The organism is Brevundimonas sp. MF30-B (genome assembly GCF_004683885.1).
Lineage (GTDB): Bacteria > Pseudomonadota > Alphaproteobacteria > Caulobacterales > Caulobacteraceae > Brevundimonas.
The window spans coordinates 2,129,631-2,144,894 of the sequence record NZ_CP038440.1 but is presented as its reverse complement, the minus strand read 5'-3'; the positions used below and the strand labels follow the sequence as shown (position 1 = coordinate 2,144,894).

The 15,264-nt window shown below is 68.2% G+C and carries 9 protein-coding genes; 5 read left to right on the top strand and 4 right to left on the bottom strand.

Annotated elements, in window-relative coordinates; genetic code table 11:
• The first annotated feature begins 17 nt into the window (after window positions 1–17).
• A complete protein-coding gene (locus E4M01_RS10850) occupies window positions 18–1,259 on the top strand; it encodes a TCR/Tet family MFS transporter (RefSeq protein ID WP_135064848.1) in 1,242 nt (413 codons plus the stop codon).
• Between the two features lie 78 nt (window positions 1,260–1,337).
• Window positions 1,338–2,702, top strand: a complete 1,365-nt coding sequence (locus E4M01_RS10845; protein ID WP_135064851.1) for a trypsin-like peptidase domain-containing protein — start codon at window positions 1,338–1,340, stop codon at window positions 2,700–2,702.
• A 9-nt stretch (window positions 2,703–2,711) separates the two neighbouring features.
• Here the strand turns inward: E4M01_RS10845 and ligD are convergent, their stop codons facing one another.
• Window positions 2,712–5,264, bottom strand: coding sequence for a DNA ligase D (ligD, locus tag E4M01_RS10840; RefSeq protein WP_135064854.1), 2,553 nt, complete (start codon window positions 5,262–5,264; stop codon window positions 2,712–2,714).
• Between the two features lie 119 nt (window positions 5,265–5,383).
• On the opposite strand from ligD, the gene E4M01_RS10835 reads away from it, so the two are divergent.
• The gene (locus E4M01_RS10835; RefSeq protein ID WP_135064857.1) at window positions 5,384–7,789 is read left to right on the top strand and encodes a membrane-bound PQQ-dependent dehydrogenase, glucose/quinate/shikimate family; all 2,406 of its coding nucleotides are present in this window, start codon (window positions 5,384–5,386) and stop codon (window positions 7,787–7,789) included.
• A 55-nt stretch (window positions 7,790–7,844) separates the two neighbouring features.
• Here the strand turns inward: E4M01_RS10835 and E4M01_RS10830 are convergent, their stop codons facing one another.
• On the bottom strand, window positions 7,845–9,107 hold the full coding sequence (locus E4M01_RS10830; protein WP_135064860.1) for a glutamate-5-semialdehyde dehydrogenase: 1,263 nt from the start codon (window positions 9,105–9,107) through the stop codon (window positions 7,845–7,847).
• Complete coding sequence (proB, locus tag E4M01_RS10825) at window positions 9,104–10,255, bottom strand: glutamate 5-kinase (protein ID WP_135064863.1); 1,152 nt, start codon at window positions 10,253–10,255, stop codon at window positions 9,104–9,106. The genes E4M01_RS10830 and proB overlap by 4 nt, the downstream gene beginning before the upstream one ends.
• Before the next feature lie 64 nt (window positions 10,256–10,319).
• Here proB and E4M01_RS10820 point away from each other — a divergent pair, with 64 nt between their 5' ends.
• A complete protein-coding gene (locus tag E4M01_RS10820) occupies window positions 10,320–11,579 on the top strand; it encodes a S41 family peptidase (RefSeq protein WP_135064866.1) in 1,260 nt (419 codons plus the stop codon).
• A gap of 17 nt (window positions 11,580–11,596) precedes the next feature.
• Window positions 11,597–12,874 carry a S41 family peptidase gene (locus E4M01_RS10815; RefSeq protein ID WP_135064869.1) on the top strand — a complete coding sequence of 426 codons (1,278 nt, stop codon included), beginning with the start codon at window positions 11,597–11,599 and terminating at the stop codon, window positions 12,872–12,874.
• Here the strand turns inward: E4M01_RS10815 and E4M01_RS10810 are convergent.
• The gene (locus E4M01_RS10810; protein WP_135064872.1) at window positions 12,850–15,126 is read right to left on the bottom strand and encodes an ATP-binding protein; all 2,277 of its coding nucleotides are present in this window, start codon (window positions 15,124–15,126) and stop codon (window positions 12,850–12,852) included. The genes E4M01_RS10815 and E4M01_RS10810 overlap by 25 nt on opposite strands.
• Window positions 15,127–15,264: the final 138 nt, after the last annotated feature.

The window sequence follows — 15,264 nt, the reverse complement described above, 5'->3', positions numbered from 1 at the left end:
GCTAGAGACCGGCGGCCATGTCCATCCTGCACCCCAAGGCCCGGCGCGCGGCGCTGGCCTTCATCTTCGTCACGGCCGTGCTCGACATCGTCGCCATGGGGATCGTCATCCCCGTGCTGCCGCATCTGATCGAGGAGTTCGTCGGCTCCAACGCGCGCGCCGGTCTGCTGAACGGCGTGTTCGTGGCTTTGTGGGCGGGCGCGCAGTTCCTGGCCTCGCCGGTGATCGGATCCTTGTCGGATCAGTATGGGCGCCGGCCGGTCATCCTGATCAGCTGCGCCGGCCTGGCGGTCGATTATGCGCTGATGGCGCTGGCCCCCAACCTGTGGTGGCTGGCGGTCGGGCGGCTGATCGCAGGCGTCACCTCGTCCAGCTTCACCACCATCTACGCCTATATGGCCGACATCACCGAGCCGGCGAAGCGGGCACGGGCCTATGGGCTGATCGGCGCGGCCTTCTCGGGCGGCTTCGTGCTGGGGCCGGTCATGGGCGGCTTCCTGGGCGAGTTCGGCCCGCGCGTGCCGTTCTGGGTGGCGGGGGCCCTGTCGGGCGTGGCCTTCCTGTACGGCCTGTTCATCCTGCCCGAGAGCCTGCCGATCGAGCGGCGCATGACGTTCAGCTGGCGGCGCGCCAATCCGGTCGGCGCCATGATGCTGCTGAAGCGGCATGCGGAGCTGGCCGGCCTCGCGGTCGTGAACTTCCTGCTCTACTTCGCCCACCACGTCTTTTCGGCGGTGTTCGTGCTGTACGCCGGGCTGCGCTACGGCTGGGGGCCGTGGCAGGTGGGGGCGCTGCTGGCTCTGGTCGGCGTGCTGGACATGATTGTCCAGGGCGTGCTGGTCGGGCCGATCTCAAAGCGGTTCGGCGACCGCGCGACGATGGTCTTCGGCCTGTTCGGCGGGACGGTCGGCATCGCCCTGATGGGCTGGGCGCCGACGGGCGTGGCCTTCATCGTCGCCATGCTGCCCAACGCTCTGTGGGGCCTGGCCATGCCGACGCTCCAGTCGCTGATGACGCGGCGTGTGGGCGAGGACGAGCAGGGTCAGCTGCAGGGGGCGAACATGAGCGTGGCGTCCATTGCCGGCGTGCTGTCGCCGCTGTTCTTCGGCTGGATCTATTCCATCTCGACGGAGGCGGATTCGCCTATCCATCTGCCGGGTCTCGCCTTCTACCTGGCGGCGATCGTGCTGCTGATGGCGGCGGGGATCGGCTGGGGCACTGCACGTCAGGCGGAACGCGCGGAGGCCACGTCCGTTTGAGGCGCCGCGTCGCCTTGATCGCGCCGGAAAAGCGTAGCGGAATGGCGACGCTGTTTCACGCCTGATCGACGGATGACCATGAAGCCTTCTCATCTCGCCATCGCCGCTGCACTCGGTCTGGCTGCCTGCGGCCAGCCTCAGCCTTCAAAGGCGCAGGAGGGGGTCTTCTCGGAGGTTCCGCGCCAGGCGCCCCGTGACGCCGGGTCCATGAAGGCCAGCTTCGCTCCTGTGGTGCGACAGGCCGCCCCCGCCGTGGTCAACATCGCAGCTCGCGGGGTGCAGCAGGTCCGAGACCCGTTCTGGGGCATACCGGGCCAACGGCAAACCGGATCTGTCGGGTCGGGCGTCATTGTTCGACCCGACGGCATCGTCGTGACCAACAATCACGTGATCCAGGGCATGCAGGAGATCCGGGTCACCCTGAACGACCGGCGGGAGTTTCCCGCGCGGGTGCTCTTGGGCGACGAGCGGTCAGACATCGCGGTGTTGCAACTCGAAGGCGTGAGCGGAGATCTGCCCATGCTTCGGATCGACGATCAGGAAGCGCAGCAGGTCGGGGATCTGGTTCTGGCGATCGGCAACCCGTTCGGCGTGGGTCAGACGGTAACCAACGGCATCATTTCAGCCCTGAACCGGACCGAGACTGGCATCACGGACTCCGGTTCCTTCATCCAGACCGACGCGGCGATCAACCCCGGCAACTCCGGCGGCGCCCTTGTGGACATGGACGGCGACCTGATTGGCATCAACACGGCCATCTTCTCGCGCTCGGGGTCGTCAAGCGGCGTCGGATTCGCCGTGCCCGCCGCAATGGTGCGGCGCGTGGTCGAGTCGGCGGTTGGCGGGGCGTCAAGCGTCGTGCGTCCGTGGCTCGGCGTCCGGGGCGATACGGTGTCGGCCGAGATTGCCCGAAGCCTCGGCTTGGAGCGGCCTCAGGGCATTATCGTAACGGACATCTACGCCAACGGTCCGGGAGCGCGAGCCGGCGTCCGCGAAGGAGACGTGATCACTGCGGTCGATGGAGGCGAAGTGAATGATCAGGGCGGCTTGAACTATCGTGTGGGCACGCGTTCCCCCGGCGACACGGTGCAGGTCACCGTGCTGCGCGACGGACGATCTCAGACACTGAACGCTCGCGTCACGCCTCTGCCGGGCGATCGCGAGCCGGGAAGCGGCACGCGAGTGCAGCAAGGTCGGCTTTCCGGCGTGCGCGTGGTCCAACTCACTCCTGCTCTGGCGGAACGTCTCGGGGGCGATCCCTTCCTCACCGGCGTGATCGTCACCGACATCTCCGGCGCGCAGACGCCTCTGCGACCCGGAGACCTCGTTCGCGCCATAGACGGGCGCCCGGTCGCGACGATTCAAGACCTGGCGCGGGCGGAAAGGGGGTCCGAGCTGGCTATCCGTCGTCAGGGACGGGAACTGACAGGCCGGCTGCCCTAAACTGGCGCCCTAGCTCTTCTGAAAGACCCGCATGGCAGGCCTCAGGCTGGCCTCGGCCTTGCGGAAGTCCTTCCACGGATCCGGCTTCTTGAGCAGAGCCGCCGCGTCGTGCAGGGTGAAGGCGGCGGGGTCGAGGCCCTTCTTCACCTGACTCCAGGACAGCGGGAAGGCGACGCCCGCGCCCGGCCGGGCGCGGGGCGACCAGGGCGCGACTGCGGTCGCCATGCGGCCGTTGCGCAGATAGTCGAGGAAGATCTTCCCGCCGCGCGCCTTTTTGGCCAGGGTGGTCGTGAAACGGTCGGGGTGTTCAGTCTTCAGCGCCTCCGACACCGCCCTGGCGAAGGCCTTGGCCTGATCCCATTCGACACGACTGCGGCCGTCGGACTTGATGGGCACGACGACGTGCAGACCCTTGCCGCCGGTCGTCTTGACGAAGGGCGTCAGGCCCAGTTCCTCCAGGCGCGGCTTCAGCAGCCGGGCCGCGGCTATGACATCGTCGAAGTCCAGGCCTTCGTCGGGGTCCAGATCGAAGGTGATCTGGTCCGGCGTCTCGGGATCGTCCGGTCGGCAGCCCCAGGGATGAAGCTCCAACCCGCCGGACTGGCCGATGGCGACCAAGCCGCCGACATCGACCACGCCGACGTAGGGTTTGCGCTCCTTCACGTCGATCAACTTCAGACGCGGGCTGTGGCCGGCCATGGCGTGGCGCTGGAAGAAGGTCTCGCCCTCGATGCCTTCGGGCGCGCGGATAATGGACACCGGCCGGTCGGCGACATGCGGCAGGATGCGGTCGGCCGCCATCTCGTAATAGCGCGCCAGATCAGCCTTGGTGACGGCGGGTCGGCCGTCGCGCGCGGGCCACAGCACCTTGTCGGGGCTGGAGATCGTCACGCCCGCCACCACGACCTTGTCCTTGCCGCGCGCCTTGGCCTTGGGAGGCGAGGCCGTGGTCGACGCCGGAGCCTGAGGTTCTGCGGTCACCTCCTTGGCGGGCTTGTCCTCGCGCAGGCCCTTGAAGGCGGCCTGGCGCACCGAGCCGCCCTCGGTGACGCCGGCGTGTTCGATCTCGGCCACCAGGACGGGCTTCACCCAGTGAATATCGCGCCCGCCCTTGGGCGCGCCGGCGCCGACAAAGGGGTTCTTGTCCGCGCCCTGCGCCTTGAGCGCGGGGACCAGGGTCTTAAGCAGCGCCTGGGAATAGCCCGTCCCGACGCGACCCATGTAACGCAGGCCGCCCTTGTCCTTGACCCCGACCAGAAGGGACCGGAACCGCGCGCCGCCCTCGGACGACCAGCCGCCGATGACCACCTCGTCGCGCCCCCGGCACTTCGATTTGACCCAGGTCGAAGACCGGCCGGCGGCGTAGGGCGCGTCCAGCTTCTTGGAGATGACGCCTTCCAGATCCATGCGACACGCGCTCTTGAGCACCGCTTCGCCGGACGAGGCGAAATGGTCGACGAAGCGCAGGTTCGGGCCGGACTCGGCCACCCGGTCGACATAGGCCTGAAGCCGCGCCTTGCGATGCGACAGGGGCAGAGCGCGCAGATCCTCGCCGCCCTCGAACAGAAGATCGAAGGCGAAGTAGATCAGGTCGTCGGTCTTCCCTTCCGAGATCGCCGTCTGCAGCGCCGAGAAGTCGGGCATATGGTCGCCGTCCAGCGCGCAAAGCTCGCCGTCGATCACAGCGTCGGGCCAGGCGGCCGCCTGTTCGGAGAGGGCCAGGAAGCGATCGGTCCAGTCCAGGCCGTTGCGCGTGCGCAGGGTCGCCTTGCCACCGCCGGGCGCGATCTGGATGCGGTAGCCGTCGAACTTGATCTCGTGCACCCAGCCCGCCGCGCCGGGCGGATGGTCCACGACCTTGGCGAACTGGATCGGCACGAAGGCGTGCGGTTTGCGAGCGGTGGACGTCTGAGCCTTGGACGGTTTCGGCTTGGGCGGCGCCTTGCGGCCCGTCGGCTTGGAGGCGGTCCACTGTTTGGAGCCGTCCGCGATCTCGGCCAGGCTGCGGCCGGTCGTCACCGAGGCGTCGATCTCGGCGAGGGCGTCCCCTTCGCCCTCCACGGCGTGTTCGTCCTTTTCCTTGATGAGCAGCCAGTTGGCGCGCTTGGACGGCTTGCCGCGATCGGACTTCAGACGGATCAGCGCCCAGCCGCCCTTTAGCCTTTCACCTTCGAGCGACAGCTTCAGGACGCCCTTTTTGAAGGCGGCGTCCAGGTCCTCGTCCTGGGGCGTCCAGCGCCCTTCGTCCCACATCTGCACCGTGCCGGCGCCGTAGTTGCCGGAAGGGATGGTGCCCTCGAAGCCGCCGTAGTCGAGCGGATGATCCTCGACCTCGACGGCCAGGCGTTTGACGGCGGGGTCGCGCGACGGCGCCTTGGTCACCGCCCAGGATTTCAGGACGCCATCGTGCTCGATGCGGAAGTCGTAGTGCAGGCGCGTGGCCGCGTGGCGCTGGATCAGATAGCGCAGCGCCTTGGACTTGCCGCGCACCTTCCTGCCCTTCGGCTCGGGGGTGGCCGTGAAGTTCCGCTTCTTCTGATAGGTCTCGAGTTCACCGCGCATGGCGGCTGAACGCGCGACGCGGCGAATCGGTCAGGCGCAGGAAAATGCGCTTCCGTCGGAACGCACCCCGGACCGCCGCATTGCGTGCAATGGCGGCGCGTTTGCGGAGGGGGAAAGCCATGGCGTCCATCGAGCGGGGCAGGGGACCGGGCAGTGTATTGGTCCGGCTGCTGGGACTGGTGATCGCCCTGATCGGCCTGGTGCTGACGGTCGGTGGCGGAATGCTGATCGCAGCCGGCGGTTCGCCCTACTACATCGTGACCGGCGTGCTGATGGTGATCTCGGGCGCGCTGCTGGCGGCGTTGAGGCCGTCGGGCGCCTGGCTCTACATCCTGATTTTCATCGGCACCCTGGCCTGGGCCTTCTGGGAAGTCGGGCTGAACGGCTGGGCTTTGGTCCCCCGCGTGGTCGCGCCGCTGGTTCTGCTGGTGTTCGTGGTGTTGAGCTTCCCGGCGCTGAAGCGCGACGGGGGCGGCGGCAAGCTGGCCTTCGGCGGACTGGCGGCGATCGTCGTGCTGGGCCTTGTCGGCGGGTTCGCCGTGGCCCAGGCGAACCGGCATCCCGTCATGAGCCCGGTGCCCGGCGCTGGCGCGGGCGGCGCGGGCGATCCCGCCGAGTCGCGGACCGGCGCGGACTGGCCGGCCTATGGCGGCGCCACGAGCGCTCAACGCTATTCGCCGCTGGCGACGATCACCAAAGCCAATGTGAGCCGATTGGAACGCGCCTGGACCTTCCGCACGGGCGACCTGCCGGGCGAGCGGTTCGGAGCCGAAACGACGCCGCTGAAGATCGGCGACACCCTGTATCTCTGCTCGGGCCGCAACAAGCTGTTCGCGCTGGACGCCGTCACCGGCCAGCAGAAGTGGACCTATGATCCGCAAGTCTCCGACGACTATATTCCCTACACCGCCGCCTGCCGGGGCGTGACCTACCATGCGACGGAAAACGCCGATCCGGCCCGGCCCTGCGCCGCCAAAGTGATCGAAGGCACCCTGGACGGCCGCATCATCGCCGTCGACGCCGCCACGGGCCGTCCATGCCCGAACTTCGGGACCAACGGCGCGGTCAGCATCACCCAGGGCATGGGCGATCCCTTCCCGGGCATGGTTTCGATCACCTCGCCGCCGGTCGTGGTGCGCGGCGTGATCGTGACGGGCCATCAGGTGTTGGACGGCCAGCGCCGCTGGAACGCCTCGGGCGTGATCCAGGGCTTCGACGTCGAGACCGGCGCGCTGCGCTTCGCCTGGGACATGATGCGGCCCGACCTGACCGGCCTGCCGCCCGAGGGTCAGACCTATACGCCGGGCACGCCGAACATGTGGACCATGGCGACGGGCGACGAGGCGCTCGGCCTGGTCTACCTGCCGATGGGCAACTCGGCGGCGGACTACTATTCGGGTCTGCGTCGCCCGGCCGAGAACGAATATTCGACCGCCCTGGTGGCGCTGGACGTGACCACGGGCAAGCCTCGCTGGCATTTCCAGACGGTCTACAAGGACGTCTGGGACTACGACCTGGGGTCGCAGGCGACGCTGGTGGACATGCCGACTTCCGGCGGCGTGGTTCCGGCCGTGATCCTGCCGTCGAAACAGGGCGACATCTACATCCTGGACCGCCGGACCGGACAGCCGCTGCACGGCGTCGAAGAGCGCCCGGTGGCCCAGGGCGGCGTGGAGCCGTCGGAACGCACGCCGACCCAGCCGTTCTCGCTGTTCCACACCCTGCGCAAGCCTGACCTGACCGAGCGCGACATGTGGGGCATGTCGCCCATCGACCAGATGTTCTGCCGCATCCAGTTCAAGCGCGCGGCCTATCAGGGCTACTTCACCCCGCCGACGGCGGACCGGTACTGGATTCAGTACCCGGGCTACAACGGCGGTTCGGACTGGGGCGGCATCGCCGTCGATCCGACGCGCGGCGTGATCGTGGCCAACTATAACGACATGCCTAACCACAACCGTCTGGTCCCGCGCGCCGAGGCCGACCGCCGCGGGTGGTTCCCCCGCGACGACCCGCGATATCAGGCCAAGGGCGGCGCCGAGGGCGCGGGCGATCCGCAAATCGGCGTGCCCTACGCCATCGACGTCAACGCCGGCTGGCGCGTGCCCTTTACCGGCCTGCTGTGCAAGCAGCCGCCCTATGGCGGCATCCGGGCGCTGGACCTGCGCACCGGCCGGACCTTCTGGGACCGGCCGTTCGGCACGGCGCGCAAGAACGGCCCGTTCGGCATCCCGTCGATGCTCCCGCTGGAGATCGGCACGCCGAACAACGGCGGCGCGGTGGTCACGGCGGGCGGGCTGATCTTCATCGCCGCCGCCACGGACGACCTGATCCGCGCCATCGACATCGAGACGGGCGAAACGGTGTGGTCCGATGTCCTGCCGGCGGGCGGACAGGCCAATCCGATGATCTATGAGCAGAACGGCCGCGAGTATCTGGTCATCATGGCGGGCGGCCATCACTTCATGGAGACGCCGGAGGGCGACTACGTGATCGCTTACGCTCTGCCGGAAGGCAGAGCGTAAGCCTGCGTTTTTGGCCTAATGACCTTCGGGCTGGTTGGGGCCGGTTGGATGAGGGTCAGGGTCTGACCTGACCCTCGCCACGCACGACGTACTTGTAGGTCGTCAGCTGTTCGGCGCCCACCGGGCCGCGGGCGTGCAGGCGGGCGGTGGAGATGCCGATCTCGCCGCCGAAGCCGAACTCGCCGCCGTCGGCGAACTGGGTCGAGGCGTTGATCAGGACAATGGCGCTGTCCACCCGCGCGGCGAAGGCCTGTGCGGCCTCCGGGTCGGTCGCCACGATGGCCTCGGTGTGGCCCGAGCCGTAGCGGCGGATGTGGTCCACCGCGCCGTCCAGCCCATCGACCACCCGGACGGCCAGAATCGGCGCGAGATATTCGGTCGTCCAGTCGGCCTCGACGGCTTGCGTCATGTCCGGGACCAGCGTGCGGGCGGCCGCGTCGCCGCGCAGTTCGCAGCCGGCGGCGATCAGGTCGGCCGCAACGGGCGGCAACAGGCGTTCGGCGGCCTCGGCGTCCACCAGCAATGTCTCGGTCGCGCCGCACACCGAGACGCGGCGCATCTTGGCGTTCAGCACGATGCGGCGCGCCGTCTCCAGATCGGCCGAGGCGTGCAGATAGGTGTGGCACAGGCCCTCGAGGTGCCCCAACACCGGGGCGCGAGCCTCGGCCTGGACGCGGGCGACCAGACTTGTTCCGCCGCGCGGGATCAGCAGGTCGATGGTCCCCTCCAGCCCCGACAGCAGCCAGCCGACGGCGTCGCGGTCAGGAGTGTGGATCAGCTGAACCGCGTCGGCCGGCAAGCCGGCTCCCTCCAGCGCAGAAGCGACCACTGCGGCGATGGCCTGTGACGAACTCAGGCAGTCCGAGCCGCAGCGCAGGATCGCCGCGTTGCCGGAGCGAATGCACAGGGCGGCGGCGTCTGCGGTGACGTTAGGGCGGCTTTCGTAGATTACGCCCAGCACGCCAATCGGCACGCGCACGCGCGCTATGTCCAGACCGTTGGCGGGGGTCCAGCGCGCTATCTCGGCCCCGAGCGGATCGGGCTGGGAGGCGATTGAGGCGACGGCGTCCGCCATAGCTTCTACCCTAGCCGGGGTCAGAGTGAGGCGGTCGATCAGAGCTTCAGTCATGCCTGCATCTCGCGCGGCGGCGACGTCTCGAGCGTTCGCCTCCAGGATGTCGACAGCCGACGCGTGAAATGCCGACGCCAGCGCGGCAAGGGCGGCGTCTCGCGCGGGGGCGGGCGCCTCCGCCAGGGCGCGGGACGCCGCGCGCGCCCGGCGGCCCATGTCCAGCAGGCTATGTTCCAAGGTCGTCATCCGTCCAGCACCATGTCGTCTCGGTGCACGAGAGCTGTCGGCCCGCGATAGCCGAGCACCGCCTCGATGTCTTCGCTGCGTCGTCCAGCGAGCAGAACCGCCGCGGCGGCGTCGTAGGCTGTCAGGCCGACGCCCAGCCCGCCGTCAGGTCCGACCAGGCGTACGCAATCGCCCTTCTCGAAAGAGCCTGTGACATCGGTCACGCCGATGGGCAGCAGGCTTTTGCCTCCCGCCAGCGCCCGCGCGGCGCCGGCGTCCAGCTTCAGGGTCCCAGCGGGCGCCAAGGTGCCGGCGATCCATTGCTTCCACGCCGCCATAGGGCCATCCGGCGCCGTGATCAGGGTGGCGCGCGCGCCCTCTCGTACGGCCGTTAAAGGTCGCAGAACAGCGCCCGACGCTATGACGGTGGCGCAACCCGCCGAACGAGCGATCTGCGCCGCCATCAGCTTGGTCGCCATGCCGCCCGTGCCGACGCCGGCCGCCGAGTTCGCCCCGCCCGCCGATGCAATGATCTCGGGCGTCAGGGCTTCGACCAGGGGACGATGCGCGGCTGCTGGATGGCGGCGTGGATCCGCGCTGTACAGGCCGTCCACGTCGGAGAGGAGCACCAGAAGGTCGGCTCGCGTCAACTGCGCGGCTCGCGCGGCCAGACGGTCATTGTCGCCGTAGCGAATCTCTTCTGTCGCCACAGTGTCGTTTTCGTTGACCACCGGCACGACGCCGTTCGCCAGCAGGGCCTCCATGGTGGCGCGGGCGTTCAGCCAGCGAGGGCGCCGCTCGGTGTCGTCTCGGGTCAGCAGCACCTGGGCCGCGATCAAGTCGTGCGGCTTCAGGGCCTCCTCCCAGGCGTGCATCAGCAGGCTCTGGCCCACGGCGGCGGCGGCCTGTTTGTCGGCTAGGCCCCCGGATTGCAGACCAAGACGACGGCGGCCCAGCGCCACAGCCCCCGACGAGACGACGATCACCTGACGCTGCTCTTCGCGGAGCGCAGCGATATCGTCCGCCAGCGACCTCAACCAAGGGGCTGCGACCCCGGCGCCCTCCTGCGGAACCAGCAGCGCCGAGCCGATCTTGACGACCACGCGCCGCGCCTGTGCGAGCGCTGCGGAGGCGTCGGGCCAGTCGGAGGAGGGGCGGGGCTCTGACATGATTGACCCATAAGGCCGCGCATTCGTGATTTGAAGACGGGGCGCGGCGGCCTCTAATGCCGTCATGCGCACTTGGATCTCATTTCGGCCGCTGATCCCGGTCTTGGCCGCGCTGGTGTTCGCCGGCATAGGACCAGCCGCGCCGGCGCAAACCCTCGAGACGGCCGCGGCCGCACTGACCGCCGAACGTGCGCGAATGAACCAGCGCGTTTTTGACCGGGTCTGGAATGAGGTTCGGCGCAGTTACTACGATCCAGGGCTTCACGGCGTGGATTGGCGCGCGGCGCGAACGACGTATCGCCCGCTGGCCCTCGCCGCCCCTGATGATCGCCGCCTTTATGAGGTCATAGGCGACATGCTGGACCAACTGGACGACGACCACGCTGGCGTTCTGCCGCCTGCCGGCGTGGCGCGTGCTGATCGGTTCGCGTCGCGGGCCGTGATGGGCGTCACCATTGGGCGCGATCACGAAGACGGCAGAACCATCTACCGGATCGAGCGGGTTCGACCGGGATCGCCCGCCGAGGCGGCCGGCGTCAAATTGGGCTGGCGTTTGAATGCGGTCGACGGTCGGCCCTGGGGCGCCGACGTGCGGATCGAAGAGGGCCGCACCGTCCGCCTCGACCTGAGCGATGAATTCGGACAGCCTCATCACGTCGAACTGACGCCGCGCACCATGGCCGCGCCGCCGCTCTATGTCGCCGACCGCTCGCGGCCGGGGACGGTCGTGTTCCGCATCGCAGCGTTCGAGGCCGGATTGGGCGAATGGATGGGCAAGGAGTTGGCCCTGACCCCGCCCGGGGCGGATGTGATCTTGGACCTGCGCGGCAATCCTGGCGGACTGCTGATGGAAGCCGACGCCGTCCTGTCCTGCTTCCTTCCCCGCCATCACGAATGGGCCGTCCGAACGGGGCGCAGCGGACGGGCGGTGGTGCTGCGCACCGTGGGGGGCTGTGGAGACCGAACCGAGACTGCTCAGCACCAGGTGGCCGTGCTGGTCGACGACACTAGCAGGAGCGCGGCCGAACTCACGCCGGCGGCATTGCAGGAAGCGGGGCGCGCGCTGGTGATCGGCTCGCGCACAGCAGGTGCTGTGCTCATCTCGCAAGACACGCCCCTGCCCGACGGCGGCCGTCTGACCCTGAGCCGGGCCGACTTCGTCACCACCGGCGGGGTCCGGCTTGAGAAGCGCGGGGTCGTGCCTGACATCGAAATCAATCTAAGCTGGCCGGACAGACGCCAAGGGCCAGACGCCGTTCTGGAAGCGGCGGTGGGGGCCCTGGAAACGATGCGCGCAGCGACGATAGCAGAGCGCGCCTTCTGACCCGCGCCGGAGCCCGTTTGACCGCCGCCAGCGCCGTCGATCGTTTTCGGCGCGCCTGTGTCGCCGTTCTGTTCGGCGGCCTGGCCGCCTGCCAGACCCTGCATCCGGTCAACGACGACCGGCTGCCCGAAGTCGTCGCCCTGGAGGATGGCTCGCCCCAGCGAGCGGCCATGAACGCCCGGGTTTACGACGCCTCGGTCGGCCTGGTGACGCGGGCCTTCTACGATCGCGAGTTCAATGGCGTCGACTTTCGCGCCGAAGCCGCCGCTCGGCGTGAGGCCGCCGTATCCGAGCCAGATGAGGCCGGCTTCTATCGCGTGTTGAACGGCGTGCTGGGCCTGCTGGACGACAGACACACCCTGGCTATGCCCCCGACCCTTAATCGCAGTCACGCCCAGACGCGGTTGAGCGAGACCCGTGTTTTCGGAATGACCCTGACGCACGCGCTGGAGCCCGGCTCGGGTGAGCGACGCGCCCTCGTGACGGACGTGCGGCAAGACGGCCCCGCGGCCGAAGCGGGGGTCAGGCGAGGGTGGCGGATCGCAGCCGTCGACGGGGCTGCCTATGATCCATCGGTGAATTACGCGGGGGCTTTGCGACGCTTCACCTTCGCCGACGCGGATGGAGAGGAGCATCTCGTCGAGATGGAGGCTCAGCCGCTGCGCCGCGAGGTCGGCGCGGCCGAGCGTCGAGACGACGGAGTGCTGGTGCTTCGGTTCAACCTTTTCGACAGAGCGGCGCAGCAGTGGATGCTGGCGCAGCTGGCCGACGCGGCGCGGGATCCGCCCGTCGCGGTGATCGTCGATCTGAGGGGCAATGGGGGCGGGCGGATCGATGCCACGGCCGCCGTCCTCGGCGCATTCTTTCAACGGCCGGTGCGGTTCGCTCACTATAATCTGGGACCGGTGCCTCGCGTCGCGCGTCGGACCCGTGTGTCGGGAGCGCCATGGACCGGCCGCGCCGCCGTGCTCCAGTCCGGCCGATCCAGCAGCGCCGCAGAGGCCTTCGCCGCGGCCTTTCAGGAGTACGGTCGAGGACCCGTCGTGGGCCAGACGTCGGCGGGCGCCGTGGTGGGATCCGTGGCGTACCAACTGCCGGATGGAGGCCAGTTGCGCGTAGGCGTCAGCGAGTTTCGCACGGGGTCAGGCGCGGTCCTGGAGAAGGCCGGCGTGTCGCCCGACATCCAGGTTACGCCGAGCTACGAGGACATGGCCCGCGGCCGCGATGTGACTCTTGAGGTCGCGATCCGCGCCCTTCTCGCAACTCCCGATCAGGCGGCCTCAGCGGCGTACTGAGGCAGCTCTTCGAGCAGGGCGAGCAGCTCCTCCACGCTGAACGGCTTCGCCAGATGGCGATCCGCTCCAGCGAGGTGGGCGGCCTCGACGTGTTCGGGCAGGGCGTTCGCCGTCAGGATCACGATAGGTGTGCGTTGCGCGCTGGACGAGGCCTCCAGACGCCGGATTTCCTGCGTAGCCGAGAGGCCGTCCATCACAGGCATCTGCATGTCCATCAGGACGAGGTCGAAATCTTCCGCCCTGAAAGCATCCACCGCCTCGCGCCCATCGCCGACTGAGGTCAGGTCGGCGTCGACGGCCTGCAGCATCAGCTCGATGACGCGCCGGTTGACGGGGTGGTCGTCAGCTGACAGCACGCGCAGGCGACGCCCGCCCAGGTCCACAGCAGCGATCGCAGGCGCGGGCGAACGGGGCGCGTCGACAACCCGCAGAGGCAAGGTCAGCATGAACGCCGACCCGCCGCTCGGCTCGCTCTCGCAATCCAGCGACCCGCCCATCATCTCGGTGAGTTGGCGGCATATGGCCAGGCCCAGACCCGAACCGCCGAACCGACGCGTGATGGCCCCGTCGGCCTGCTCGAAACGCGAGAAGAGCCGGTTGCGCGTCTCGTCGTCGAAACCGATGCCTGTATCCTGCACCGTGAAATGCAGGGTGGTGCGCCCGCCAATCGGCGCCGCAGGTTCGACGGTCAGGCTGACCAGGCCCTCTTCGGTGAACTTAACCGCATTCGAGACCAGGTTGGTCAAGATCTGTTTGAGGCGGACGACGTCGCCTCGCACCCACACCTCGGCCTCGGGCGCGATGTCGATAAGGAATTTCAGTCCCTTGTCGCGCGCGAGATCGGCGTAAAGGCTGCCCGCTTCTCGCACGGCCTGCGCCAGGTCGAAGTCGTCTTCGGTCAATGCGAGACGTCCGGATTCGACCCGGGCCAGATCCAGGATGTCGCTGAGCAGCGTCTGGAGAGTGCGGCCGGAGGATTGTATCAACTCCAACATCCGGCGCTGCTCTTCGTCAAGATCGGTGCGGGCCAGGACCTGCGATAGGCCGATGACTCCGTTCAGCGGCGTACGGATCTCGTGGCTCATGTTGGCCAGAAACTGGCTTTTGGCGCGGTTGGCGGCCTCGGCCGCGTCTCGCGCTTCGGCCAAAGCCTGGGCGTCGCGCTTCATTTCGGTGATGTCGCTGACGACTGTCACCACGCCGCCCTCGGCTGTGCGACGGTCCTGTACTCGAAGCCACCGGCCAGTGGTGGTTTGCTGCTCCAGGCTGTTGACCGTGGACCTCCGCGCCAGAAGGCGCTCTGCGATCCAATCCTGCTCTCTTCCACGCGCCTCGGCGTAAAGATCCTGTCGAAGCCCGATCTCAAGCAGATCACGGAACGTCATGCCGGCACGCAACTGTCCGGCCACCTCGGGGTTCACCTCGGCGTAGCGCTCGTTCCAAAGCACAAGCCGGTCGTGGGCGTCATAGAATCCCAATCCGTCAGGCATGGCTTCGACCGCCTCCCGGATTTGAGCGATGGCGCTATGGCGCGACCAGTAAAACAGTCCCCCCAGAAAGCCGGCGATCAGGATGATGACTGCGACCGCCAGCGCGACCCAGCCGCGCATGGTGTCGGGGGACAAGGCGCTGGCGTCCACGGCAACGGTGGAGTCGAACCCGATGCTCTGAGCCGGCATGATGAGGAAATGGGCCGCGAGCACCGCGCTTGTGGCCACAGCCGAGGCCAGCAGAAGCCGGGCGGTGTCACGCGCGTCGTTGAGCCATCCGGCCGTCGCCGCCAGCGAGCCAGCCGCGATGTAGGCTAGCGCGACCTCGGGCCATCGCCACTCGATGGCCCCCTGGACCTGCAGGCCCGACACGCTGACAAGCACCATCGACGTGAAGAAGAGGGAACCGGCGAATCCTGCGACGGCCCGCCACAGCGGCGTTTTTCCGCCGACCGAAATTATGAAGGTGACGATCGTGGAGCCGATCGCGATCAGATAGGACAGGATCGTCAAGCCGACATCGTACTGGACGGCTGCCCCAAAGGCGTAGCCTTGCATGGCGATGAAATGGATCGTCCAGATGCTGAGGCTGCCGACCAGCATGGCGCCCAGACCCTTGATGCGGCGCCCACGGTGAGGCCCCTTTCGGGCTTCCGCCAGAAGCTTGTACGCCATTATGACGCCGGCATAACCGATCGCACAGGCCAGCACGACGGCCCGCCAATCGTGGTGCACGACAAGGTCTTGCAGAGTGGAAAGCACGCGAATTCCCCGATCAAGGCGTAGCGTGACGGAGAGAAGTGAAAAAACCGTGGCGTGCAGCGAAGACACGCGTCAAATGTCACACAGCGCATGCAGAACGGCGGCTGCGCCGGCCTGATTGCTCTGAAGCCCAATGTC

Bases quoted from the DNA above. Each gene is read 5' to 3' on its own strand.
- E4M01_RS10835 (WP_135064857.1), top strand. From the start codon at position 5,384: ATGGCGTCCATCGAGCGGGGCAGGGGACCGGGCAGTGTATTGGTCCGG.
- proB (WP_135064863.1), bottom strand. From the start codon at position 10,255: ATGTCAGAGCCCCGCCCCTCCTCCGACTGGCCCGACGCCTCCGCAGCG.
- E4M01_RS10820 (WP_135064866.1), top strand. From the start codon at position 10,320: ATGCGCACTTGGATCTCATTTCGGCCGCTGATCCCGGTCTTGGCCGCG.
- E4M01_RS10850 (WP_135064848.1), top strand. From the start codon at position 18: ATGTCCATCCTGCACCCCAAGGCCCGGCGCGCGGCGCTGGCCTTCATC.
- E4M01_RS10830 (WP_135064860.1), bottom strand. From the start codon at position 9,107: ATGACGACCTTGGAACATAGCCTGCTGGACATGGGCCGCCGGGCGCGC.
- E4M01_RS10845 (WP_135064851.1), top strand. From the start codon at position 1,338: ATGAAGCCTTCTCATCTCGCCATCGCCGCTGCACTCGGTCTGGCTGCC.
- ligD (WP_135064854.1), bottom strand. From the start codon at position 5,264: ATGCGCGGTGAACTCGAGACCTATCAGAAGAAGCGGAACTTCACGGCC.